General features: G+C 40.6%; 22 protein-coding genes and 1 tRNA gene. 21 read left to right on the top strand and 2 right to left on the bottom strand.

The genetic code is table 11. The features are described from left to right. The first annotated feature begins 26 nt into the window (after window positions 1–26). The 8 genes from GH754_RS00210 (at window position 27) to GH754_RS00175 (ending at window position 8383) form a co-directional block, all read left to right on the top strand. The gene (locus GH754_RS00210) at window positions 27–389 is read left to right on the top strand and encodes a phage holin family protein (protein ID WP_153726726.1); all 363 of its coding nucleotides are present in this window, start codon (window positions 27–29) and stop codon (window positions 387–389) included. A gap of 592 nt (window positions 390–981) precedes the next feature. After that, the gene (gene hprK / locus GH754_RS00205) at window positions 982–1920 is read left to right on the top strand and encodes an HPr(Ser) kinase/phosphatase (RefSeq protein ID WP_153726725.1); all 939 of its coding nucleotides are present in this window, start codon (window positions 982–984) and stop codon (window positions 1918–1920) included. 44 nt (window positions 1921–1964) lie between these two features. Next, window positions 1965–2795, top strand: a complete 831-nt coding sequence (lgt, locus tag GH754_RS00200) for a prolipoprotein diacylglyceryl transferase (protein ID WP_153726724.1) — start codon at window positions 1965–1967, stop codon at window positions 2793–2795. Window positions 2796–2809: 14 nt separating this feature from the next. Continuing rightward, on the top strand, window positions 2810–3772 hold the full coding sequence (locus GH754_RS00195) for a nucleoside recognition domain-containing protein (RefSeq protein ID WP_153726723.1): 963 nt from the start codon (window positions 2810–2812) through the stop codon (window positions 3770–3772). Continuing rightward, window positions 3747–4385, top strand: a complete 639-nt coding sequence (gene ppaX, locus GH754_RS00190) for a pyrophosphatase PpaX (RefSeq protein WP_153726722.1) — start codon at window positions 3747–3749, stop codon at window positions 4383–4385. The genes GH754_RS00195 and ppaX overlap by 26 nt, the downstream gene beginning before the upstream one ends. A 4-nt stretch (window positions 4386–4389) precedes the next feature. Beyond that, the gene (locus GH754_RS00185; protein ID WP_323741784.1) at window positions 4390–4917 is read left to right on the top strand and encodes an acyltransferase; all 528 of its coding nucleotides are present in this window, start codon (window positions 4390–4392) and stop codon (window positions 4915–4917) included. A 165-nt stretch (window positions 4918–5082) separates the two neighbouring features. Then, window positions 5083–6573 (top strand): glycerol kinase GlpK, encoded by a 1491-nt coding sequence (glpK, locus tag GH754_RS00180; protein WP_153726721.1) that lies wholly within the window; start codon window positions 5083–5085, stop codon window positions 6571–6573. A 136-nt stretch (window positions 6574–6709) separates the two neighbouring features. Next, on the top strand, window positions 6710–8383 hold the full coding sequence (locus GH754_RS00175) for a glycerol-3-phosphate dehydrogenase/oxidase (RefSeq protein WP_153726720.1): 1674 nt from the start codon (window positions 6710–6712) through the stop codon (window positions 8381–8383). A gap of 381 nt (window positions 8384–8764) precedes the next feature. Here GH754_RS00175 and GH754_RS00170 read toward each other — a convergent pair whose 3' ends face one another. Next, window positions 8765–10777 carry a penicillin-binding transpeptidase domain-containing protein gene (locus GH754_RS00170; RefSeq protein ID WP_153726719.1) on the bottom strand — a complete coding sequence of 671 codons (2013 nt, stop codon included), beginning with the start codon at window positions 10775–10777 and terminating at the stop codon, window positions 8765–8767. A 202-nt stretch (window positions 10778–10979) separates the two neighbouring features. Between GH754_RS00170 and GH754_RS00165 the strand changes: the two genes are divergently transcribed. From GH754_RS00165 to GH754_RS00135, 7 genes are all read left to right on the top strand, one after another. Continuing rightward, window positions 10980–12011, top strand: coding sequence for a tetratricopeptide repeat protein (locus GH754_RS00165; protein WP_153726718.1), 1032 nt, complete (start codon window positions 10980–10982; stop codon window positions 12009–12011). 136 nt (window positions 12012–12147) lie between these two features. Continuing rightward, window positions 12148–13095, top strand: a complete 948-nt coding sequence (trxB, locus tag GH754_RS00160) for a thioredoxin-disulfide reductase (protein ID WP_153726717.1) — start codon at window positions 12148–12150, stop codon at window positions 13093–13095. A 324-nt stretch (window positions 13096–13419) separates the two neighbouring features. Further along, window positions 13420–13872: an NUDIX hydrolase gene (locus GH754_RS00155; RefSeq protein WP_153727168.1), complete on the top strand. Its 453-nt coding sequence runs from the start codon at window positions 13420–13422 to the stop codon at window positions 13870–13872. A 30-nt stretch (window positions 13873–13902) separates the two neighbouring features. Next, window positions 13903–14784, top strand: coding sequence for an RNase adapter RapZ (gene rapZ, locus GH754_RS00150; RefSeq protein ID WP_153726716.1), 882 nt, complete (start codon window positions 13903–13905; stop codon window positions 14782–14784). A gap of 9 nt (window positions 14785–14793) precedes the next feature. After that, on the top strand, window positions 14794–15750 hold the full coding sequence (locus GH754_RS00145) for a gluconeogenesis factor YvcK family protein (protein ID WP_153726715.1): 957 nt from the start codon (window positions 14794–14796) through the stop codon (window positions 15748–15750). Window positions 15751–15830: 80 nt separating this feature from the next. After that, window positions 15831–16769: a DNA-binding protein WhiA gene (gene whiA / locus GH754_RS00140; protein WP_153726714.1), complete on the top strand. Its 939-nt coding sequence runs from the start codon at window positions 15831–15833 to the stop codon at window positions 16767–16769. A 254-nt stretch (window positions 16770–17023) separates the two neighbouring features. Further along, window positions 17024–17281, top strand: coding sequence for an HPr family phosphocarrier protein (locus GH754_RS00135; protein WP_323741783.1), 258 nt, complete (start codon window positions 17024–17026; stop codon window positions 17279–17281). Between the two features lie 93 nt (window positions 17282–17374). Here GH754_RS00135 and clpP read toward each other — a convergent pair whose 3' ends face one another. Beyond that, window positions 17375–17956, bottom strand: coding sequence for an ATP-dependent Clp endopeptidase proteolytic subunit ClpP (gene clpP, locus GH754_RS00130; protein WP_153726713.1), 582 nt, complete (start codon window positions 17954–17956; stop codon window positions 17375–17377). 348 nt (window positions 17957–18304) lie between these two features. Here clpP and GH754_RS00125 point away from each other — a divergent pair. The 6 genes from GH754_RS00125 (at window position 18305) to GH754_RS00100 (ending at window position 23824) form a co-directional block, all read left to right on the top strand. Further along, a tRNA-Arg gene (locus GH754_RS00125) sits at window positions 18305–18376 on the top strand. Window positions 18377–18662: 286 nt separating this feature from the next. Next, complete coding sequence (gene rpoN, locus GH754_RS00120; protein ID WP_153726712.1) at window positions 18663–19955, top strand: RNA polymerase factor sigma-54; 1293 nt, start codon at window positions 18663–18665, stop codon at window positions 19953–19955. Further along, on the top strand, window positions 19952–20200 hold the full coding sequence (locus GH754_RS00115; RefSeq protein WP_153726711.1) for a glutaredoxin family protein: 249 nt from the start codon (window positions 19952–19954) through the stop codon (window positions 20198–20200). Before rpoN ends, GH754_RS00115 begins: the two co-directional genes overlap by 4 nt. A 125-nt stretch (window positions 20201–20325) precedes the next feature. Further along, a complete protein-coding gene (locus tag GH754_RS00110; protein ID WP_153726710.1) occupies window positions 20326–21351 on the top strand; it encodes a sugar-binding transcriptional regulator in 1026 nt (341 codons plus the stop codon). A 166-nt stretch (window positions 21352–21517) separates the two neighbouring features. After that, entirely contained in the window at window positions 21518–22525 is a 1008-nt protein-coding gene (gap, locus tag GH754_RS00105; RefSeq protein ID WP_153726709.1) for a type I glyceraldehyde-3-phosphate dehydrogenase, read from the top strand. A gap of 114 nt (window positions 22526–22639) precedes the next feature. Next, on the top strand, window positions 22640–23824 hold the full coding sequence (locus GH754_RS00100; protein WP_323741782.1) for a phosphoglycerate kinase: 1185 nt from the start codon (window positions 22640–22642) through the stop codon (window positions 23822–23824). Window positions 23825–23841 lie beyond the last annotated feature (17 nt).

The raw sequence follows: 23841 nt of genomic DNA, 5'->3' as shown, positions 1-23841 counted from the left end.
AAAGGTGTTAGGAAAGGACGATTTGTATGCTGAAAAACTGGGCACTATCGATTATTTTAAATGCTGTTGCTTTAATCGCCGTAGCGGAACTATTTGATGGCTTTGAAATTGATGGCTTTGTCACTGCTGTTTTAGCAAGCTTAATTTTGTCCATTTTAAATGTCATTGTCAAACCTATTCTCGTCTTATTTACGTTGCCCATTACCGTTTTCTCATTGGGTCTGTTCCTATTCGTCATTAATGCGATCACCCTAATGATTACACAGTCGATTATTGGTGATGCCTTCATTATCGATGGATTTGGTGTTGCCATTCTAGCAGCTATTGTGATTTCGGTATTGAATTTACTATTGCAGAAGCTTGTGGCGGATACGTTTAAAAAGAAATAATAAAGAAGTGTAAAGCAGGTGATGAGCCTGCTTTTTTTAATGTCTAATGGCTAGGTTTGTATGCCGTGTGTGTGGTGCTTCAGCATTTGGGGGTGCGCCTTTAGCATAATTTAATTGTATTTTAGTAAACTTTATAAGTTCTTTAGTTTTATAGGAGTCCTGTTCAGCAAACCACGCCATCTTCAGCATTTTCAGATCAATCATCAGCAAATCCGGGTTAAACTTCAGCATAAGGCGCTAGTGCACTAGAAGAGGAGTCGAACTTCAGCAAAAGCGCCATCAACTTTAGCAAACCACACAAGTTCATTAGCATAATCACCGCGAACATTAGCAAAAGTTCTCCTGCCTTCAGCAAACCACGCCAACTTCAGCATTACCAGATAAATTTTCAGCAAATCCAAGTTAAACTTCAGCATTCGACGTCAGCGCACTAGCGCACTAGCACAGGAGCAATTTCACCACCCCGCACCCACCAATTCCACCCCATTCTACTCATTTCCTAATAATTTCAACACCAAAGTTGTTAAAATAACCATAAAACGTGCTAAAATAAGTAGAAGTGAATGAGACGTATTAGGAGGCATACATAGATATGGCAAAGGTACGCACTAAGGATTTGATTAAACGATTCGATTTAGAATTACTTGCAGGCGAAAACGGCATTCACCGAGAAGTAATTAAAAGTGATTTGTCTCGACCAGGTATGGAATTGGCAGGATATTTTAAGCATTATGCAGCTGATCGAATTCAATTATTAGGTAAAACGGAGCTATCTTTTTTTTATGAGCTTTCGGATGATATGAAAAGGGACCGTGTGGAACGGCTTTGTACAGATGTTACACCAGGTATTGTGGTTTCGCGTGGGATGGATGTCCCTGAGGAATTATTGAATGCCGGAAATGACGCGGGTGTCCCAATTATGCGATCCCCGTTGAAAACGACAAGCATCATTAGCCGCATGACCAACTTTTTGGAAACCAAATTTGCACCGTTCACAGCCATTCACGGAGTATTGGTTGATATATATGGAGTTGGCGTCCTGATTACAGGTCAAAGTGGAGTCGGGAAAAGTGAAACAGCTTTAGAACTCGTTAAACGGGGACACCGACTTGTTGCCGATGATAGTGTGGAAATTCGCCAGGAGGATTTTGACACCTTAATCGGAAACTCACCGCCGCTTATTGAGCATCTGCTTGAAATTCGTGGGCTTGGCATTATTGATGTGATGACCTTATTTGGAGCGGGGGCGGTCCGAAATTATAAGCGAATTACCCTTGTGATTAACCTTGAACTGTGGGATAAGGATAAACAGTATGATCGCTTAGGATTAGATGAAGATACGATGAAAATCATGGATGTAGAGCTACCACAGGCAACCATTCCGGTAAGACCGGGACGGAACTTGGCGGTAATTATCGAGGTAGCGGCAATGAATTTCCGTCTGAAACGAATGGGAATCAACGCAGCCAAAGAGTTTTCTAATCGCCTAACACAAATGATTGAGACAGACCAAGAAAGATTTGATGAATAATCATTTTCAATATAAAAGTAAACGTATAAGGAGAGGGAAAAACATTGTTGTTCAATATTCAGCCTTATGACAGAGTGTTTATTTGGATTGGTGACTGGCCGATTTATTGGTATGGGGTCATCATCGCAACCGGTGCTGCTTTAGCGCTTTGGTTAGCGACTCGGGAGTCGAATCGCTTAGGATTAAAAAAGGATCTTTTTGTTGATTTACTTGTGTTTGCGATTCCGGCTGCGATTTTGTTTGCCCGCATTTATTATGTCATTTTCGAATGGGACCGTTATGCGGGAGGTCCGTGGTGGAAGGTATTTGCCGTTTGGGAGGGTGGCATCGCCATTCACGGTGCTCTCATTGGGAGTGTGCTAACGGCATACCTTTTCGCAAAATATCAAAAGGTTTCCTTTTGGCAGCTTGCTGATATTGCGGCACCTAGTTTGATTTTAGGTCAGGCAATAGGTCGTTGGGGAAACTTTATGAACCAGGAAGCCCACGGTGGTGAAGTAACCCGCCAGTTTCTTGAAAATTTAATGATTCCTGATTTCATTGTGAATCAAATGTATATTGATGGTGCCTACTACCATCCGACATTCCTATATGAATCGCTTTGGAATATTCTTGTGTTGGTATTCCTACTTTATCTGCGCAGGGTAAACCCACGTCGAGGGGAAATTTTCTTTAGCTATCTAATATCTTACTCAGTTGGGCGATTTTTTGTGGAGGGCTTACGTACCGATAGCCTGTATGTACCTGGCACAGAGGTTCGAGTTGCTCAATTGATTTCCATTTTGATTATTGTAGTAAGTATTATCATTATGACTTATCGACGCAAAAAAGGCTATGCCGATAAACGCTATAATGGTAAAAAAGTAATATCATGATAGGAGGTTGACCAATGTCAGGAGTTTTGAAAAGAGGATTACAAAGTGGATTAATGCTAGCGTGGACACTAGGGAAAATTATTTTTCCTGTTACGCTCATTATCACAATCGTAAGTCATACACCGTTTTTTCCCGTTATCATTGGTTGGTTTGAGCCCTTTATGAAACTCCTTGGTCTCCCAGGAGAAGCGGCCGTTCCTATAGTACTTGGGAATTTTTCAAACCTATATGCGGGAATTGGAGCCATCATTACCTTTGATTTTACAGTAAAAGAAGTCTTTATTATGGCTATTATGCTTTCTTTTTGTCACAACCTATTAGTAGAATCCTCCATAGCAGCCAAAGTGGGTGTGAAGTGGTGGATCATTGTTGGGGTTAGAGCAGGCTTAGCCATCTTCTCTGCCATTATTATTAATTTATTTTGGCAGGGTGGAGGCGAAATGGCGCAATATGGCATGATTTCTAGTAGCGGGCCAGACCCTCAAACATGGTGGGAGATTACGTATTTAGGCTTAGAAACAGCCTTTATCGCCATTTTACAGCTAGCATTAATTGTCATACCATTAATGATTGTTATGCAATGGCTACGTGAAAGTGGGCACTTTGATAGAATGTCAAGATGGCTTGCTCCTTTCACAAAGATAATTGGCGTAGAGCGTAATGCGTCGATGACTCTTGTAACAGGATTAACCATTGGTCTTGCCTATGGAGCCGGATTGATGATTCAAGCAGTTAAAGAGGATGGAATATCGAAAAAGGATATGACCCTCGTGCTTATTTTTCTTGTGTCCTGTCATGCGGTCGTGGAGGACACCTTAGTATTTGCACCATTAGGCATTCCATTATGGCCGCTATTAGTCATCCGACTAGTCACTGCTATTATTTTAACAGCTACAATCGGTTTTATATGGAAACGAGTAGAAATCAACAAACGAAAGGAATCGACAGCACATGAGCATTCGTACACTTCTCTTTGATTTAGATGGAACATTAATTGACACAAATGAATTGATTATATCTTCGTTTTTACACACGTTGGAACAGTATGCACCAGGTCAATATAAAAGAGAGGATGTCCTATCCTTTATTGGTCCCTCTCTTTGGGAAAGCTTTGGAACAGTTGCACCTGACCAGGTAGATGAAATGGTCGAAACCTATCGCGAACACAACCTCAAGCATCACGATTCTTATGTGGAGGCTTATGAGGGAGTCCTTGAAACGATTCAACAGCTGAAGGAAGACGGGTACCAGCTTGGGATTGTGACAACAAAAGTTGGTGATACGGCGAAAAGAGGTCTAAAGGTAACCGAACTTACTGGCTACTTTGACGTGGTGATTGGCTTAGATGATGTAGACCACGAAAAGCCACATCCAGAGCCGATTTATAAAGCTTTAAAGGAACTAAATGCAAACGCAAGCGAAGCGATTATGGTAGGCGACAATACCCACGATATTTTGGCGGGAAAAAATGCAGGCGTGACAACAGCAGGTGTCGCATGGACAATCAAAGGCCGCGAAACGTTAGAGAAACTAGAGCCTGACTATATGCTTGAAAACATGCGGGATTTATTGAAGATTGTAGGGAAGTGATGATGTGAGGCGGACGAAAAGATATCGTGTCCACGGGGGTAATTCCCTGTGGCACGTCTATAAAACCGTCCCATTTTTTAAGGTCGTGAAAAATTTTGTCGTAATCCAAGCAGCCAGATATACTCCTTTTTTATCCTTGAAAAATTGGATGTACCGAAAATTACTAAAGATGCAGGTTGGGAATCAAACCTCCTTCGCCTTAATGGTAATGCTGGATGTCATGTTTCCGGAAAAAATATCGGTAGGGCGGAATACGGTCATTGGCTACAATACGACTATTTTGGCCCATGAGTATTTAATCAAAGAATATCGGCTGGGAAAGGTTGAAATTGGTGATGAAGTGATGATTGGGGCCAACTCAACCATTCTCCCTGGGGTCGAAATCGGTGACGGGGCAATTGTTTCTGCCGGAACGGTCGTTCATAAAGATGTGCCTGCTGGATGCTTTGTCGGAGGAAATCCGATGCAGGTTATATATACGAAGGAAGAAATGGATAAGCGGAATGAACAGGATGAGTTTTTTCAATCCTAGAGGCTGAAAAATAAAGAAAGTTAGAGAACCACGCGGAGAGCTCTTTTCGTGTGGTTTTTTTCTAGTTAATTGGAAAACGATTACAACATAGATTAGTATAGGAATAGATGACATATCGGAAGGCAAGTCCAATTTAGCCAATAAACATGTAAGGGGGAGATGGAAATGGAAAAGTTTATTTTATCCTTAGACCAAGGAACAACCAGTTCACGAGCTATTTTATTCAATCATCAAGGGGAACTAGTCGAAGTTGCTCAGCAGGAATTTGAACAGTTCTTTGCAAAGCCAGGGTGGGTGGAGCATGATGCCAATGAGATTTGGACATCAATTCTAGCTTGTATTGCCGAGGTACTTCGTAAAGCGGAGGTGGAACCAGAACAGATTGCTGGGATTGGCATTACCAATCAACGTGAGACCACTGTTGTATGGGATAAACATACAGGCAAGCCGATTTACAAGGCAATAGTTTGGCAATCTCGACAAACAGAAGAAATTGTGAAGGATTTACGTGAACAAGGCTATAATGAATTATTCAATAAAAAAACAGGATTATTACTCGATCCATACTTTTCAGGAACAAAGGTGAAATGGATATTAGATCATGTTGATGGGGCAAGGGAAAAGGCGGACTATGGAGATTTACTGTTCGGTACGATTGATACGTGGCTTGTCTATTGTTTATCAGGCGGAAGAGCCCATGTCACGGACTATTCCAATGCGTCCCGCACGCTTATGTTTAACATTTATGATCTAAAATGGGATGATGAGTTACTCGAGATTCTTACGGTTCCTAAGATTATGCTTCCAGAGGTTCGTCAATCCTCTGAGGTTTATGCCCATACGGTGGACTATCATTTTTTCGGACATGAAGTACCGATTGCAGGGATGGCTGGTGATCAACAGGCCGCTCTCTTTGGGCAGGCATGCTTTGAAAAAGGAATGGCTAAAAACACCTATGGAACTGGATGTTTTATGCTTATGAATACAGGGAATGAGGGTGTCAAGTCCAATCACGGTTTATTGACTACACTTGCATGGGGTGTAGATGGCAAAGTGGAATATGCGTTAGAAGGAAGCATTTTTGTTGCAGGCTCCGCAATTCAGTGGCTACGTGATGGATTAAATTTAATTGACAGTGCGCCAGAGAGTGAACAGCTGGCTATTCGTGTAGATTCAACTGATGGGGTATATGTCGTGCCAGCCTTCGTTGGATTAGGCACACCATACTGGGATAGTGATGCGCGTGGGGCTGTTTTTGGTTTAACGCGTGGAACAAGGAAGGAGCATTTCGTCCGGGCTACATTAGAATCGCTGGCTTATCAGACAAAAGATGTTTTAGATGCCATGATTGCCGATTCTAAGATTCATTTAAAAACATTACGAGTTGATGGTGGAGCTGTGAAGAATAACTTCTTAATGCAATTCCAAAGTGATATTTTAGGTGTGCCTGTGGAACGTCCTGTCATTAATGAAACGACAGCATTAGGTGCCGCCTATTTGGCCGGTCTTGCAGTGGGCTTTTGGAAGGATAAAGAAGAGATTGCTAGTCAGTGGAAAATGGATCGTACGTTTACTAATGAGTTGAATCGTGAAATAAGCGATGAACTTTATGCAGGTTGGAAAAAGGCGGTCCAGGCAGCACGTGTTTTTAAATAAATATACGAGATAATCAATAGACTGGAAACATGGGACCACAAATCTTCTCATAAGGATACCTTCAGGGCGATTTGTGGTCTTTTTGTACGCCAACGTTCGGACGGAACATGATTAGTGTATAAAGGATGTGCTATTGATGACGGAATTTTCTAGCCAAAAACGCACAGAAATCAAACATAAGATGAATCAAGAATCGCTTGATTTACTCGTTATCGGTGGAGGCATAACAGGAGCAGGTATTGCGTTAGACGCGGCTACGAGGGGAATGAAGGTAGCCGTAGTGGAAATGCAGGATTTTGCAGCTGGAACGTCTAGTCGATCAACGAAATTAGTTCATGGGGGCTTGCGGTATTTAAAACAATTTGAAATTGGGGTCGTGGCTGAGGTTGGGAAAGAGCGCGCGATTGTTTACGAAAATGGCCCCCATGTCACCACACCTGAGTGGATGATGCTACCGTTTTATAAAGGCGGCACATTTGGCCCATTTACAACTAATATTGGCTTACGTGTTTATGATTTTCTCGCTGGTGTGAAGAAGAGTGAACGTAGAAAAATGTTTAAACCAGCTGAAGCTATTGAGAGAGAGCCTTTACTAAATCAAAAAGGCTTAAAAGGCGCGGGCTATTATGTGGAATACAAGACAGATGATGCGCGTTTGACCATTGAGGTGTTGAAACAGGCTGTGGAAAAGGGTGCTTTGGCTCTTAACTACTTGCAGGTGACTAATTTAGTGTATGAAAATCATCAAATCGTCGGAGTAGAGGTCGAGGACCAAATTGATGGTACTTCACAGGAAATAAGAGCAAAGAAAATCGTAAATGCAGCAGGACCATGGGTTGATACGTTACGTGAAAAAAATCATTCAAAAAAAGGAAAAACACTCCAATTAACAAAGGGCATTCATTTAGTGTTCGATCGTTCGCGTTTTCCATTAAAGCAGGCTATTTACTTTAATACCCCTGATGGTCGCATGGTGTTTGCCATTCCCCGAGAAGGAAAAACCTATGTTGGGACAACGGATACCGTATATAAAGGCGATATTGCCCATCCCAAAATGACAGTAGAGGACCGTGACTATGTATTAAAAGCTATTGACTATATGTTTCCTAAGGTTAACATTTCGCCTGAGGATGTAGAGTCCAGCTGGGCAGGTTTACGACCACTTATTCATGAGGAGGGTAAGGATCCGTCCGAAATATCGCGTAAGGATGAAATTTTCGTTTCCGATTCAGGGTTAATTTCTATAGCTGGTGGCAAGCTTACCGGTTATCGTAAAATGGCTGAGAGCATTGTGGATTTAGTTGCTAAGCAGCTGAAGAAGGAAGCAGGTAAAACCTATCCTAGATCGCAGACAGAGCATCTACCAATATCGGGTGGAGAAGTAGGTGGCTCTGAAGGATTCCAGAGTTTTTTATCCAACAAAGTTCTTGAAGGCAAAGGGTTAGGTCTTGATAAGGGAGTAGCTGAAAAACTCGTGAAGCGTTACGGGTCAAATGTAGAATATATATTTGAAATTTTCGCGAAAAAGAAGGAAATGGCGAATGTTGAGCGGCTAGAACCGGTTGTTTACGCGATGCTACGTTATGCGATGAAATTTGAATTAGCTTATAAACCTGTGGACTTCTTTATTCGCCGCACTGGAGCACTCTTTTTTGATATTCATTGGGTGGAGCAGCATAAAGAGGCCGTCATTTCATATATGGCCAAAGTATTGAGCTGGTCAGAGGAGCAATTGCAGCAATATACTGCAGAGCTTAATCAACTGATTTATGAGGCGCAACATCCAGTTGAGGCTGGGACGCTCCAGTGAATGTGTTGACGTGATATATTGTGGAGGAGACACGATTATTGGAAGGTTTGACGTGAAAACTGAAGAACTTGACATGATACTACCTTTTAGACTGGATTACAAGTAAAGATGATTTGGAAGATATGTGAGTAGACGCGATTACTATCGATGGAGACGTGATTAACAGTAGATTTGACGCAATTACGTTGTGCCTAGTCTTGTTGCATAAAGCCAGTCTTATAATGTGACGTGAACAGTGATCATGTTGACGTGATTCACAACTGAGGTGACGATAAAATCCAGACTAGATGTGATTATGAAGAAGCACGACGCGTTACCCCAAAAGCTCTCCCCAAAAACAAAGCGGGCATCTCCAAAAAGGAAATGCCCGCCCGTATATTTTTAATACAATTCTTTAAAAACCTCAGCAACTCGCTCCACGACATAACCACTACCACCGTCGTCCTGCACATCCTCAATCAGCATGGCAACGAGTAAATCCTGCTGTTCTGCTGTATATCCAACAAACACTCCATTTTCATCGCCTGTTTCATCCTGGCTCTTTTTTAACTCAGCTGTTCCGGTTTTTCCTGCTAAAGCAACCTCATCAATATCAGCCGCTCTAGCTGTTCCGTCTGGACTTGAAACGACCTTACGTAATGCCTGATGAATTAAGTCTGCATGTTCGGCTGACACTACATTTTCCTTCCAAACGCCACCTTCTTCATCGCGCAATAGTTTTGGCTCTAACAAATTTCCTTCGTTTAGAATCGGCGTGAACATCGAGGCTAAATGTAGGATGCTCACCTGTAACTGGCCTTGCCCATATCCAGTATCGGCGAGTAAAACCTCTTCACTCAGTTCACCATTACTAGAAATGGTCGATTGTGGTATTCCATAGGCAAACGGAATATCCTCATTAAAGCCAAAGCCTTCTAACCCCGCAATCATATCTTCAGCACCAATATCTAAAGCTGTTTGGGCAAAGTAGATGTTATCGGAATATACCAGTGCATCCTCCAGATTTACCGGATGACCAGGATCTGTCACACGGGTAATTTTATAATTCCCCCATGATTCATCTTTCCTCCAAGTTTCACCAGTAATGTTTCGGGTTTGGTCAGGTGTAATCGCCCCTGTTGAAAGTCCAATTGATGCTGTGACCGGTTTAAAGGCTGATCCCGGTGCATACAAAGCAGAGAATCGATTAAGCAATGGATTTTCTTCATCCTCCATAAGCTTCGTGTAGTAATTAGATGTTAGCCCATTCGCATCAAAGGAAGGAGAGCTTACTAGTGCCAATGTCTCCCCTGTTTTCGGATTGATCGCGGATGCCGTTCCTTTTCGTCCATTCATTTTTTCATAAATGGTCTTCTGGATGTTCGCGTCAATCGTAACGTGAATATCCTGGCCTTTTTTAGCTTTTTTAGAGGCAAGAGTCACCGTTTCACCATCGGATTTGTTGATATAAATTTCTGCTCCTGGTTCTCCTCTTAACTCTTCTTCAAATAATAACTCAAGCCCCCGTTTACCAATCTTATCGTGTGTGGAATATCCTTCTCCTTCACGTTCTTCAAGTTCTTCCGCTGTAATTTCACCAGTATATCCTACTAAATGGGTTGCCGCTGCGCCTAAAGGATAGTATCGGCCAACTTGGTCTTTTGGCCATACTCCTGGAATAGCCATTAGTTGATCAAATAGCTTTTTGTCGTTTGGATTAATGGTTCGGAGTGGAACGAATAAATGAGGCTCCACCCAACTTTGGTTTAATTGTTGATCAATGTACTCAACGTCTAAATGGAGGAGCTCGGACAAGGATTCCTTCGTTTCTTTTTCATGCCCTTCCATATCCTCTGGCTTAATTCCAATCATCGTGATCGTATCATTGATGGCAAGTCCGTTTCCATCTCGGTCAAAAATTTCTCCTCTTGGTCCGCTGGTGATGTCAATTCCGACTTCATCCCCATCCTCAAGCTGTTTAAAGATATAGGTTGTGTCCCAATTGACATACCAATTTTCCTCTTCATTTCGTGTTTCTTTTACAAGAGTTGCTTCATGGTCAAAGGAAATGGTTCCGGCTATGGATTCCATTTCGACATGAATTGGAAATGAAGCCTCTTCTACATCCTCATAGGACGGCTCCTCTTCCTCAGAAGGCTTTTCATACTCTACTTGGACTGAACTGATTTCTAAGTCATTAAATAACTTTTTGTACCGTTCGGCCATATCTTCTTTAGAATAGGCTTCCTTTGAGGAGGTTGATAAATAATCGTCATACATGGCATCAAACTTCTGATCATTCCAGAGCTTTATGTATTCCTCAAGCCGGTCATCAGGCTGCACTTCCTCATTATTACAGCTACTCAACAGCAACATGGCTATAATAATGAACAAAGTAATCGTGAATTTTTTCATTCGCAACAACACCTCTTTTTTAAACTCCATACTATTATATATATTACCAAATCAAACCATTCCTTTCAGCAAAGAAGATTTCCTTTAGCACTGTAAAGGAATGGGGGACAGTCCCCACATCCTTTACAGTGTTAAAGTGTTTTATTCCTTAGGCTGATGTGTTATACTTTGATGGATTGTTACCGCTGTTAGGAGGCACTTCATGACTTATACTGATGATATCCCGTTCTTGGAGGAACATGTCAATGTGATCCCGTTCTTAGCTGAAGAAGGGGAATTTTATTTTACATTGGGTGTGAAAGCCTTTCGGAAACGTGAATTTGAGAAAGCGGAAAGGTGGCTAACTCGTGCAATGGAATTAGCCCCAGATGACCCACTATATCCATGTCAATTATCGATTTTATATACAGAAACGAAATCTTTTCATAAAGCAAATCAACTGCTGACAAAGGTTCTGCAGGAATTTGGTGACTCCTATGTGGATTGCTATTATTTAATTGCCAATAATTATGCCCATCTAGGTTTATTTCAGGATGCACAAAAAAACATTGAATTGTATTTAGAAAAAGAACCTGAAGGTGACTTTAAAAATGAAGCAAATCAACTACTGGAATTACTTAAGTTATACAATGAAGAACTAGACGAAGAAGACGAAGATGATGAATGGTTATTTGACGAGGAGGATGAATTACTCGTCTACCAGGAATCTGCTTTTTATTATCTTGAACACCAGGAGTGGGAAAAGGCACTTCCTGTTTTAGAGGAAATGATGACCCTTTATCCAGACTATATCGCTGCCAAGCATGACTATGCGTGGGCACTCTTTTTCTCTGGTGATGAAGAAGAAGCCGTGGAGCTTGAAATAGAGTGGCATAAACAAAATCCTAATTCCATCCACAGTATTGTGAATTTAGCTACTTTTTATTATGAAATGGGTGAATTCGAGCGTTCTGAGGGATACATAGAACAGTTACAAAACGTGTATCCTATTCATGAACAGCAAAGTTTAAAAATTGCATCTGCTCTCGCTCATACCGAGCATTTTGAATGGGCATATGAACGCTTTGAGCAATTGTCAAAAGCAAAACTAAAAAATCATATGTCGTACTTTAGATGGTATAGTCGAACTGCATATCAAATTGGTTTGGAAACAAAAGCAAAAGAGCTTTGGAAGGAAGGATGCAGAAGACATCCATTTCTTAAGCAATTTGAGCATGCAAAAAACGATCGATAAAGCGTCGATAAATCCCTTTCTAACCCGTCTAAGCCCAGTTTTGACACGGATTGAGCAAGGTGCTTGCTCTTTTCATTCTAGTCTAATACGATAAAACTAAAGGGTAAAGAAAGAAGTAACGAAGGGAATGACAGTTATGACAGATCAAATTTATGATGTAATTATTGCAGGTGCAGGTCCCGCTGGTTTAACAGCAGCTGTATATACTTCTCGTGCTGACCTAGACACATTAATGCTAGAACGAGGAATGCCAGGAGGACAAATGGCGAATACAGAGGATGTCGAAAACTATCCTGGATTTGAAAGTATATTAGGTCCTGACCTTTCTAATAAAATGTTCGAGCATGCTCAAAAGTTTGGTGCTGAGTATGCCTATGGTGATATAAAAGAGATTAAGGACGGAAAAGAATATAAAACCGTTGTTGCTGGGGGCAAAGAATATAAGGCACGCGCAGTAATCATAGCAACAGGCGCAGAGTACAAAAAAATCGGTGTACCTGGTGAAGAGGAACTTGGTGGCCGTGGCGTTTCTTATTGTGCTGTCTGTGACGGTGCTTTCTTTAGAGATAAAGAGCTTGTTGTCGTCGGTGGAGGAGACTCCGCTGTCGAGGAAGGTGTTTATTTAACTCGTTTTGCGAACAAGGTAACGATTGTTCACCGTCGCGACGAATTACGTGCGCAAAAGATCCTACAACAAAGAGCCTTTGACAATGAGAAGGTCGATTTTATTTGGGACACTGTGGTAAAGTCCATCAATGACCAAGATGGTAAAGTGGGCAGTGTAACGCTACACAATAAAAAGACTGATGAAACCTATGATAAAGACATCGATGGAGTCTTTATTTACATTGGATTGGTACCATTAAGCAAGCCGTTCCAAAACCTTGGTATTACCAACAATGAAGGTTATATTGAAACAAATGAGAATATGGAAACGAACATCCCGGGTGTATTTGCTGCCGGGGATATTAGAGAAAAAGACCTACGACAAATTGTGACAGCTACAGGAGATGGAAGTATTGCTGCTCAATCTGCACAGGTTTATATTGAAAATCTGTTAGAAGAATTAAAGGTGAAACAGTAACACAGATTTTCCCAACATTGTAAAGGTGTATTAAAATAAACGTAATGTCCTTTTAATGCTGTTGTAATACGCATGAAATATTCATGAGGTACAATAGAATTAATTAAAATTGACCCCCTTTTAAAAGATATATTTTAATTTGACGCACAGGCTGTAACTTTTGCCTGTGTTTTATTTTTGTCTAAATTTCGACAAGCTACCTGGTAAAAGTTCCTTCATTGGTTTTCACCTGTAATCGTAGTATAATAAAAGGGTAAACATATGAAGATATCACAAAAGACCTTAGATAAAGAAATGGTTGCTTTCATAACAGAGGTGATTGATTTGCAACGGGTAACGAACTGTGTTTTGCAATCCGATAATCAAATTTTAATGCTAAAAAAACCACGTAGAAATTGGTATGCAGCTCCTGGTGGTAAAATGGAGCCAGGTGAGAATATTAAACAAGCTGTTAAAAGAGAGTTTAAAGAAGAGACGGATCTAACCTTAGTAGATCCGGAGTTAAAAGGTGTATTTACGTTTGTCATTCAAGAGGATGGCGAAACTGTTAAAGAATGGATGATGTTTACTTTTGCCTGTAAAAAGTATGAAGGAAAGCTAACGGATTACTGTAGAGAAGGAGAACTTGAATGGGTTCCCTTCCAGGACGTCTTAACGAAGGATATGGCAGAAGGAGACAAAACGATTTTTGATCATTGCATGAATCGTGATGAAGTTCTGTACGGAACGTTTACATACACATCAGACTATCAGCTGCTATCATTGCAGCTTGATTAAACAGTAAGTGATGAGAAAGGGGTAGCGTTTATGGTTGAAAAGGGCCAAAAAATTGATCTCGTAATCATTACAGGAATGTCAGGTGCAGGGAAAACGGTGGCAGTACAAAGCCTTGAGGACTTAGGGTATTTCTGTGTCGATAATCTTCCACCAGCCTTACTTTCCAAGTTTTTAGAGTTAATGAAAGAAAACAATCAACGAACACAAAAAGTGGCTGTCGTTATGGACCTAAGAGGACGAGAATTTTTTGACTCGCTGTTTGATACCCTTAGCCAACTAGGGAGAGAAGACTGGATTAATGAGCAAATTTTATTCTTAGACGCCGAGGATGAAGTTCTTGTTACGCGTTATAAGGAAACAAGAAGATCCCATCCGCTTGCTCCTGAGGGACTTCCTTTAGAAGGTATCCATAAGGAACGTGAATTGCTTGATGAATTGCGAGGACGGGCACACTTCATCATTAATTCTTCTGGACGCAAGCCACGTGAGCTACGAGAAAAGATTATACAAACCTTTAAGGAGCAATCCCAGCAGGTCTTTACAGTCAATGTCGTATCCTTTGGCTTTAAGCATGGGATTCCGATTGATGCCGATTTAGTGTTTGATGTGCGCTTTTTACCTAACCCGCATTATGTTGAGGCGATGCGCCCGTTGACAGGGAAAGATGAAGAGGTATCAACCTATGTTTTTAAATGGTCCGAAACAGAAAAATTTATGAACAAACTGTTAGACATGCTCGCTTTCATGCTACCTCAGTATAAAAAAGAAGGAAAAAGTCAGCTTGTCGTTGCCATTGGATGTACGGGTGGACAGCATCGTTCGGTGGCCATTGCTGAAAAAATTGCATCGTATTTTGCTAGTGATTACAACACATATGTCAAACACCGAGATATTGACAAAAAGAAAGGATAAACGCTTGTTATGTTGATAGATCGTAATCCTAAAGTAGTTGTCATCGGTGGGGGAACTGGGATGCCAGTCTTAATTCGTGGGTTAAAAAGCTATCCGATTTCAATGTCAGCAATTGTTACCGTGGCTGATGACGGCGGAAGCTCGGGACGCTTACGTCATGAAATGGCCATCCCGGCCCCAGGTGACATCAGAAATGTCATTGCGGCTATGTCAGATGCAGAGCCAATGATTTTAGATATGTTTCAGCACCGGTTTGAAAATGGAAATAGCCTTTCAGGACATTCCTTAGGGAACCTGCTTTTAGCAGCTATGTCCTCCATCACAGGAGACTTTTATCAAGGGATAAAGGAAATTTCTCGTGTGTTAAATGTAAAAGGGCGTATCTACCCAATCGCCAATCAAAATATGTTTTTGCACGCTGAAATGGAGGATGGGACCATCATTACAGGTGAGTCTAAAATTCCCTTAGTCAATAAGAAAATTAAACGAGTATTTTTAAGTCCAGACCATATTGAACCCCTTCCTGAAGCCATTGATGCGATTAAAGAAGCTGATTTAATCGCAATCGCACCTGGTAGCCTCTATACCAGCATTCTCCCTAACATCATTGTTCCTGAGATTGGTAAGGCACTAAAGGAAAGAACGGGGAAGGTTGTTTACGTGTGTAACGTGATGACTCAATATGGAGAGACAGAGGGCTATACGGCAGCGGACCATGTTCAGGCTATTCATGAACACGTTGGCCCAGATTGTGTAGATTCTATTGTCGTCCACAATGCACCGATTGAAGATGACGTACAAAAAATGTACGAAGAGGAGAAATCGAAGCCGGTTGTTTATGATACGGAACGATTGCTTCAAATGGGGCTTGAAATTATTGAAGGAGATATTATTGATCATTCCAAGCTCATGCTACGCCATGATACAGGCAAAATCGCCAAATTGTTATATTCATTGATTGAATAGAGTTACTCACAGAAATCGACTTACGCTAAAATTTGCATTAAGTCGTGTTTTTCTAAAGGTTTAGGGGAAGGTTGAGGGAAATGTCATTTGCATCAGATATAAAAAAAGAGTTAACGAATGTTGAATCTGATTCATGCTGTCAAGAAGCAGAACTTTCAGCCTTGATCCGAATGAATGGTTCGCTTTCGTTTTCCAATCAAAAATACGTATTAGACGTACAAACAGAAAATGCAGCAATTGCCAGACGAATTTATACACTAGAAAAAAATTTATATGGCTACCCATTAGAACTACTTGTACGTAAGAAAATGCGCCTGAAAAAGAATAATGTGTATATTGTACGAATGAAAGAAGGCACACAGCAGTTTTTAGAAGCCCTCGGGATTCTAGAAAAGCCATTTTCTATAAATCGAAAAATATCAAAGAAATATACCGAAAAAACCTGCTGTAGACGTGCTTATTTACGAGGTGCTTTTTTAGCAGGAGGATCAGTCAATAATCCGGAAACATCCTCCTATCATTTAGAAATCTATTCCCTTTACGAGGACCATAATGACTCATTGTGCGAGTTGATGAACAGCTTTGAATTACATGCTCGTACCCTAGAACGTCGAAAGGGATATATAACGTACTTAAAAGAAGCAGAAAAAATTACGGAATTCCTAATTAATTTAGGTGCCCATCAAGCCTTGCTAAAGTTTGAGGACGTCCGTATTATGCGGGATATGCGTAATTCGGTGAATCGTCTCGTAAACTGTGAAACGGCAAACTTAAATAAAACGATAGGTGCAGCCTTTCGTCAGGTTGAAAATATTAAATATATCCAGCAAACGGTCGGGTTAGAATCTTTACCGGATAAGCTACGTGAAATCGCACAGCTCCGTTTAGATCATCAGGATGTTACTCTGAAAGAACTAGGTGAGCTCGTCTCCACGGGTAAAATTAGTAAATCAGGGATTAATCATCGCTTGAAAAAGATTGATGAGTTTGCTGATAAAGTAAGACGTGGAGAAATGTAAGAAAAATGGTTGACCAGTGTCTAGGAAAATAGGCACTGGTTTTTAATTTTTTATTTGTTTCTGCTTTCTTTTATTCTTTCATTTCCTATATTTCCATGGTATAATACCAATAATTAAAACGCTTTCATAAGAGGGCGTTTCTTTCTATATACTAAAATAGGAGTATATAAAATCATTTATCCTAATCAATAAAATGTAAGCTGATAAAAGCATGAATCAAAGCGAAAATAGATTTTGGGAGAGGAGAATAGAGAGTGGTAGAGCGGAAAGTGACCGTGCAATTGACCACGGGATTACAAGCACGACCAGCAGCGAAATTTGTACAGGAAGCGAATCGTTTTTCGTCTAATATTTTCATCGAAAAAGAGGGGAAAAGAGTAAACGCCAAAAGCATCATGGGTCTTATGAGTTTAGCGGTAGGTTCTGGGGAAGACATTCTACTAGTTGCGGATGGAAAAGATGAAGAAGACGTAATGAACGAGCTTACGATGTTTATTTCGCAGGAAGAATAGGTTATCCATAATTTTGTGATGAATTGAACAATTAATGATAATGAAGAAGCCGCCAACAATTAAGTTGACGGCTTTCCTTTTTAGATTCACAATTTATTTGGTTTCCATTACTTGATCAATCAAGCCATAATCCAATGCTTTTTGAGCAGACATGAAGTTATCACGATCTGTGTCGCGTTCAACAACTTCAAGTGGTTGCCCAGTACGGTCTGAAAGAATTTGGTTAAGCTTTTGACGCATTTCAATAATACGTTCTGCGTGAATTTTAATATCACTTGCTTGACCTTGGGTTCCTCCTAATGGTTGGTGAATCATGACTTCACTGTTAGGAAGGGCATAACGTTTGCCTTTTTCCCCAGCTGCAAGTAGGAAAGCACCCATGGAAGCCGCCATACCAATACAAATAGTGGATACGTCTGGCTTAATGAATTGCATAGTGTCGTAAATAGCCATTCCTGCTGTAATCGATCCACCTGGTGAATTAATGTAAATAGAAATATCCTTTTCTGGATCCTCGGCTGCTAAAAATAGCATTTGGGCAACAACAGAATTCGCTACATTGTCATCAATACCGCTACCGATCATGATAATTCGGTCTTTTAATAATCTAGAGTAAATATCATAAGCACGTTCACCGCGGTTTGTTTGTTCAATAACAGTTGGTATTAAGTTCATTAAAAAGTCCTCCTTACGATTAATTGTTTTCTGTCACCTAACATTCTTTTGAATGACAGCGTCTAAGTATTGATTCTTTGCTGTTAAGTTTATGATACCTAAATGGTCAGTAAAGGTCAAACAAAAAACTTTAAATAGATGTACATTCACTATATTCTTTCTTACGACTGATATTCCTGTATATTCTTCCGGAAAGTTACTTATGTATTTTATACCTCACTATCATCTCCTACTTTGATGATCAATATACGGTCAAATCGATTTATAAAGAGTGGGCCCCCTTGCTTTTTTAGCGAAGGGAACGTATAATAGAACATGCCGTTTTTTACAAACTAGATTTAAACTCATGCCCTCGTGGTGTAACGGATAGCACGCGAGATTCCGGTTCTCGTAATAGGGGTTCGATTCCCTTCGAGGGCGCTACCTAGTCAAAAAAGAAAGAAATAAAAACACCACTTAAACGTTAGCGTTTGGTGGTGTTTTTATTTTTGATTGTGGTTGGAATTGAAAACATAATAAATCATTTTCTTTTTACACATCCAACTTATTAAAGACATCTGTCAACTCCTTCATTTTCATTGCAATTCCTCAATTTCCTAAGTAATCCTCGTCTCCCACAATCAATCAGAATCAACCCAACCCAACAAAGTATTTTTCATATGTTAAAATAAACACAACTCATTCTTTCCATCGGGGGACATTTGTTATGAAGCCAAAACTTACCCAGGAGCAAAGACTATCGTGGAAGCTGACCCAGCAGCTTGGCCAAGCTATCGAAATTTTGCAATACAATGGCTATCAGCTGAATCAGTTTTTAGAAAATCAAATGAAAGAAAATCCGCTTATTGAAGTGGAAACGGAAAAGGATGTCCCATTTGAACCTACATTAGAGGGCCACCTAAGCTTTGATGAAAAGATTTTTAGTCCTGAAAGTGAAGACCTAGCTAGTTATGTAAGAGGTCAATTGATTGATAAACATATGACCCCGAAAATGAAGGAAGCTGTGGAATTTGGTATTGATTCTTTAGATGAAAATGGCTATTTGACTGTCACTCTTTCTGAATGGCAGGATAATGTAGGGACTGATGAGCAAACAGTTGCCGAGGCCTTGCAGCTTATTCAATCCTTAGATCCTGCAGGTATTGGGGCTAGACGTTTACAAGAGTGTCTTTATCTACAGTTAAAGCGGAACCCTGAACCGAATGAGGTCACCATGAATCTAGTCCGTGAGCATTTAGAGTGGATAGCAGATTATCGTTTGGATGAAATAATGGCTGAGTATGACATTTCGGAATCTGAAGCTATACAAGCCATCAAGGAAGTGCAATCCCTAGATCCTAAGCCAGGAACCTCAGTTGCTGGGGCGACGTCATCCTACATCGTTCCGGATGCGGAGGTATTTCAGGAGCAAGGGATGTGGAGGATTTCCTTAACGAAATGGAATCGTCCTACTGTTACCGTTCATGATCATTATTTAGAGGTTAAACAAATAGATAAGAAAGAAGAAAATTTTATAAAAAAATATGTACAACAAGGGAAATGGCTACAAAAGGCCTTGCAGCAAAGGTATGAAAGCTTAGAAAAAATATTTGGCATCATTGTCAAAAGGCAGCTTGCTTTTTTTGACCGTGGACCTGAAACGTTAAAACCAATGGTGCTTAAGGATATCGCAGCGGACGTGAATTTACATTCATCTACCGTTAGCCGAGCTGTTAAAGAGAAGTATTTGCAAACACCTCATGGGGTTTTTCCTGTGAAGTTCTTTTTCCAATCAGGTGTTTCAACACAAACAGGAGCGGTAAGTGCATATACTACCAAGACATTGATTCGCGAATTAATAGAACACGAGGATAAAGCAAAACCGTTATCAGACCAACAAATTTGTGAAAAGCTACAACGGGAATATCATATGGGAATTTCAAGACGAACTGTAACCAAATATCGGTTAGCTTTACATCTGCCTTCCTCTACGAAACGAAAAAGGAGACCTAGACCATGAGAAATCAAGTCAATTTTTATACAAAACAAAATTGCCTACTATGCGATGAGGCCAAAAGTCTATTGATGGTTTTACAAGGAGAATATGAGTTTGAATTGAACGAATTAGATATATACGAGGATGAAAAGTTGCTTGAAAAATACCATCTGACCATTCCGGTCGTTGAGGTGAATGGGGAGGAGCTAGATGGGGCGCAAATGGACCTCCCTCATTTACAAAAACTCTTTGACAAAAATCTAAAATAATTGCATACTTGTATATGGATTGATACTATAAATATACACCACGTATTTTTTTACATACATCGGGACAAAATAGTCCATGGTGGGACAAAATAATCCCATATTCAGTTTTTCGAAGGGGCTATCTTATGCAACACTTTATTGCTTTACAACAAAAAGTATTTCCAGAAGTAATGGAAATAATCGAACGTCGCACACAGTTACTTAAAACCATACAGCTCTTGCAGCCGATTGGTCGAAGGACTTTAGCGGAACAGGTGAAGCAGCCTGAACGCTTAGTGCGAAGTGAAATTGAGTTTTTCCAAAAGCAGCAGTTTGTTGACATCACGACAAAAGGCATTTACATGACAACAGAAGGACAAGAAGTGGTGTTGCAGCTAGAGCAATACATGAAGGAAATAACTGGACTTGAGAAAATTGAACAGCAACTAAAGGAAAAGTTCAATTTGCAAAAAGTTATCGTGGTTCCGGGTAATAGTGACGAGGAAAGAAGGGTAAAACAAGAACTAGGAAAAGCTTGTGTTTCCTTTCTGAAAAAAGTGGTTCAGGATCACATGGTAATCGCTGTAACAGGTGGGTCTACAATGTCACTTGTGGCCGAAACGATGACACCACTGAACAAAAAAGATTGTTTGTTTGTCCCGTCACGTGGTGGACTTGGCGAGCAAGTGGAAAATCAAGCAAACACCATTTGTGCTGAGATAGCGAAGAAGGCTAATGGCGAATATCGGTTATTATATGTTCCAGATCCTATTAGCGAAAAAGCGTATCAATCCATTATTGAAGAGCCTGCTGTCCAGGAAATATCCAATTACATCCAAAATGCAGATATCGTCCTCCATGGCATTGGCGATGCCGTGACTATGGCCAAGAGAAGAAAAACACCTGATGAACAGATTCAAAAAATTAAAGAATCTAATGGTGTGGGAGAAGCGTTTGGATATTACTTTGATAAGCAGGGACAAATTGTTCACAAGGTCCGTACCGTTGGCTTACAAATGGAGGACTTGAAAAATATGGAGCACGTAATTGCTGTTGCCGGGGGAGCATCAAAGGCTGATGCAATGGAATCCTATTTTAAAAACGGACAAAGCAATGTGCTCATCACGGACGAAGCAGCCGCCAGATTGTTAACGGCTAGCTACAGCGCCTAGCCCCTCGGGGTCATAAGTCAATCCTGATCACGGGCCAAGACCGCCACGTCAGGGCTTGTCTTATGCCTGTCGGGGCTGAGCAAGGCGCTTTCGCTTTTGTTGGTAAAGGGGTAACTTACCCTTTTCTATATATAAATTGTCTACAATATCTAAGGAGGAATTATAAATGGCAGTAAAAGTAGGTATTAACGGTTTTGGTCGTATTGGTCGTAACGTATTTCGTGCCGCTTTAAAAAATAACGAGGTTGAGGTTGTTGCAATTAATGACCTAACTGATGCAGAAATGCTAGCACATTTATTGCAGTATGATTCTGTACATGGAACGCTTGATCAAGAGGTTTCTGTTGATGGGAATAACCTAGTTGTAGGCGGGAAAACCATTCAAGTATTATCTGAAAGAGACCCAGCAAATCTTGGATGGGGTGATCTTGGAGTTGAGATCGTAATTGAATCAACTGGTCGTTTCACTCAACGTGACGATGCCAAGAAACACTTGGATGCAGGAGCGAAGAAGGTTATTATCTCTGCACCAGCGAAGAATGAAGATATTACCATTGTAATGGGTGTTAACGAAGATAAGTATGATTCAGGAAGCCACCACGTTATTTCAAACGCTTCTTGTACAACAAACTGTCTAGCACCATTTGCTAAAGTATTAAATGATCAATTTGGAATTAAGCGTGGCCTAATGACAACTGTTCACTCATACACAAATGACCAACAAATTCTAGACTTACCACATAAGGACTATCGTCGTGCTCGTGCTGCAGCGGAAAACATTATTCCAACAACTACTGGTGCTGCTAAGGCTGTTTCTCTAGTTCTTCCAGAGCTTGATGGCAAGCTAAACGGTATGGCTATGCGTGTTCCAACACCAAACGTATCATTAGTTGACCTTGTTGTTGAATTGGATAAAGATGTTTCTGTTGATGACATTAATGGCGCACTTAAGAACGCTGCAGAAGGCGAATTAAAAGGAATTTTAGATTACTCAGACCTTCCACTTGTGTCTCGTGACTATAATGGTAACCCACATTCATCTACTGTAGATGGTCAATCCACACAAGTACTAGAAGGAAATATGGCTAAGGTTATTTCTTGGTATGACAACGAGTCTGGATATTCTCACCGTTGTGTAGACTTAGCTGCATATATTGCTAACAAAGGTTTATAATACGAATTGTATACTGCTCATAAGGAGGAAGGGAATGACCCTCCTCCTTATGGTGTTTACAGTGGAAATTACAATGAATTTCATACATAATGACTATGTGAAGGAGGGGCATTCGTGAAAAAGAAATCGATTCGTGACGTAGATGTAAACGGAAAAAAAGTGTTTTGCCGTGTGGATTTTAACGTTCCAATGAGTGATGGAAGCATTACAGACGAGACGAGAATTCAGGCTGCTTTACCTACAATTCATCATTTAGTCAAAAATGGTGCTAAAGTCATTTTAGCTAGCCATTTAGGCCGACCAAAGGGTGAAGTTGTTGAGGATTTACGTTTGGATGCCGTTGCTCAACGTTTAAGTGACCTCTTAGATCAGTCAGTGATCAAAACAGATGAAGTATATGGTGATGAAGTAAAAAGAGCAATTGCTGATATGAATAATGGCGATGTTCTTCTACTTGAAAATGTGCGTTTTGAGGCTGGAGAAGAGAAGAATGATCCAGAGCTTGCTCAGCAATTTGCTAATTTAGCGGACTTATACGTAAATGATGCCTTTGGAGCTGCTCATCGTGCTCACGCTTCAACGGAGGGGATTGCCCAACATCTTCCAGCAGTAGCTGGCTTTTTAATGGAAAAAGAACTAGAAGTGTTAGGCAGTGCCTTAGAGAACCCTGAGCGACCATTTACAGCCATTATTGGTGGAGCAAAGGTTAAGGATAAGATTGGCGTTATTGACCATTTATTAGATAAAGTAGATAACTTAATTATCGGTGGTGGCCTTGCATACACCTTCTTAAAGGCTCAAGGCTACGAAATTGGTAAATCCCTTTTAGAGGAAGATAAAATTAACCTAGCAAATGACTTCATTCGAAAGGCAGAGGATAAGGGCGTTAATTTCCTTATGCCCCTTGATGTTGTAGTGGCAGATGATTTTTCAAATGAGGCCAATACAGAAGCGGTTTCCATTGAAGAAATCCCAGCCGATTGGGAAGCTCTAGACATTGGTCCAAAAACTAGAGATGAATATAACAAAGTGATCAAAGATTCAAAACTCGTCATTTGGAACGGTCCAATGGGCGTATTTGAGCTTGAATTGTTTGCCAATGGAACTAAATCTGTTGCTGATTCTTTAGCTAATACAGACGGATACACTGTAATTGGTGGCGGAGATTCAGCCGCGGCTGTTGAAAAATTTGGCTATGCCGACAAAATGGACCATATCTCTACAGGTGGCGGCGCATCGCTCGAATTTATGGAAGGTAAAGTACTACCAGGTGTTGCAGCGTTGAATGATAAAGAGTAATTTTGCGAAGAGGTGAC

It is taken from the genome of Salinibacillus xinjiangensis, from assembly GCF_009649735.1.
In the GTDB taxonomy this organism is placed as follows: domain Bacteria; phylum Bacillota; class Bacilli; order Bacillales; family Alkalibacillaceae; genus Salinibacillus; species Salinibacillus xinjiangensis.
This window is presented reverse-complemented; position numbering and strand designations above follow the sequence as displayed.

Bases quoted from the DNA above. Each gene is read 5' to 3' on its own strand.
- glpK (WP_153726721.1), top strand. From the start codon at position 5,083: ATGGAAAAGTTTATTTTATCCTTAGACCAAGGAACAACCAGTTCACGA.
- ppaX (WP_153726722.1), top strand. From the start codon at position 3,747: ATGAGCATTCGTACACTTCTCTTTGATTTAGATGGAACATTAATTGAC.
- GH754_RS00195 (WP_153726723.1), top strand. From the start codon at position 2,810: ATGTCAGGAGTTTTGAAAAGAGGATTACAAAGTGGATTAATGCTAGCG.
- GH754_RS00145 (WP_153726715.1), top strand. From the start codon at position 14,794: ATGTTGATAGATCGTAATCCTAAAGTAGTTGTCATCGGTGGGGGAACT.
- whiA (WP_153726714.1), top strand. From the start codon at position 15,831: ATGTCATTTGCATCAGATATAAAAAAAGAGTTAACGAATGTTGAATCT.
- GH754_RS00210 (WP_153726726.1), top strand. From the start codon at position 27: ATGCTGAAAAACTGGGCACTATCGATTATTTTAAATGCTGTTGCTTTA.
- rpoN (WP_153726712.1), top strand. From the start codon at position 18,663: ATGAAGCCAAAACTTACCCAGGAGCAAAGACTATCGTGGAAGCTGACC.
- GH754_RS00110 (WP_153726710.1), top strand. From the start codon at position 20,326: ATGCAACACTTTATTGCTTTACAACAAAAAGTATTTCCAGAAGTAATG.
- GH754_RS00115 (WP_153726711.1), top strand. From the start codon at position 19,952: ATGAGAAATCAAGTCAATTTTTATACAAAACAAAATTGCCTACTATGC.
- GH754_RS00175 (WP_153726720.1), top strand. From the start codon at position 6,710: ATGACGGAATTTTCTAGCCAAAAACGCACAGAAATCAAACATAAGATG.
- rapZ (WP_153726716.1), top strand. From the start codon at position 13,903: ATGGTTGAAAAGGGCCAAAAAATTGATCTCGTAATCATTACAGGAATG.
- clpP (WP_153726713.1), bottom strand. From the start codon at position 17,956: ATGAACTTAATACCAACTGTTATTGAACAAACAAACCGCGGTGAACGT.
- trxB (WP_153726717.1), top strand. From the start codon at position 12,148: ATGACAGATCAAATTTATGATGTAATTATTGCAGGTGCAGGTCCCGCT.
- GH754_RS00170 (WP_153726719.1), bottom strand. From the start codon at position 10,777: ATGAAAAAATTCACGATTACTTTGTTCATTATTATAGCCATGTTGCTG.
- gap (WP_153726709.1), top strand. From the start codon at position 21,518: ATGGCAGTAAAAGTAGGTATTAACGGTTTTGGTCGTATTGGTCGTAAC.
- GH754_RS00165 (WP_153726718.1), top strand. From the start codon at position 10,980: ATGACTTATACTGATGATATCCCGTTCTTGGAGGAACATGTCAATGTG.
- hprK (WP_153726725.1), top strand. From the start codon at position 982: ATGGCAAAGGTACGCACTAAGGATTTGATTAAACGATTCGATTTAGAA.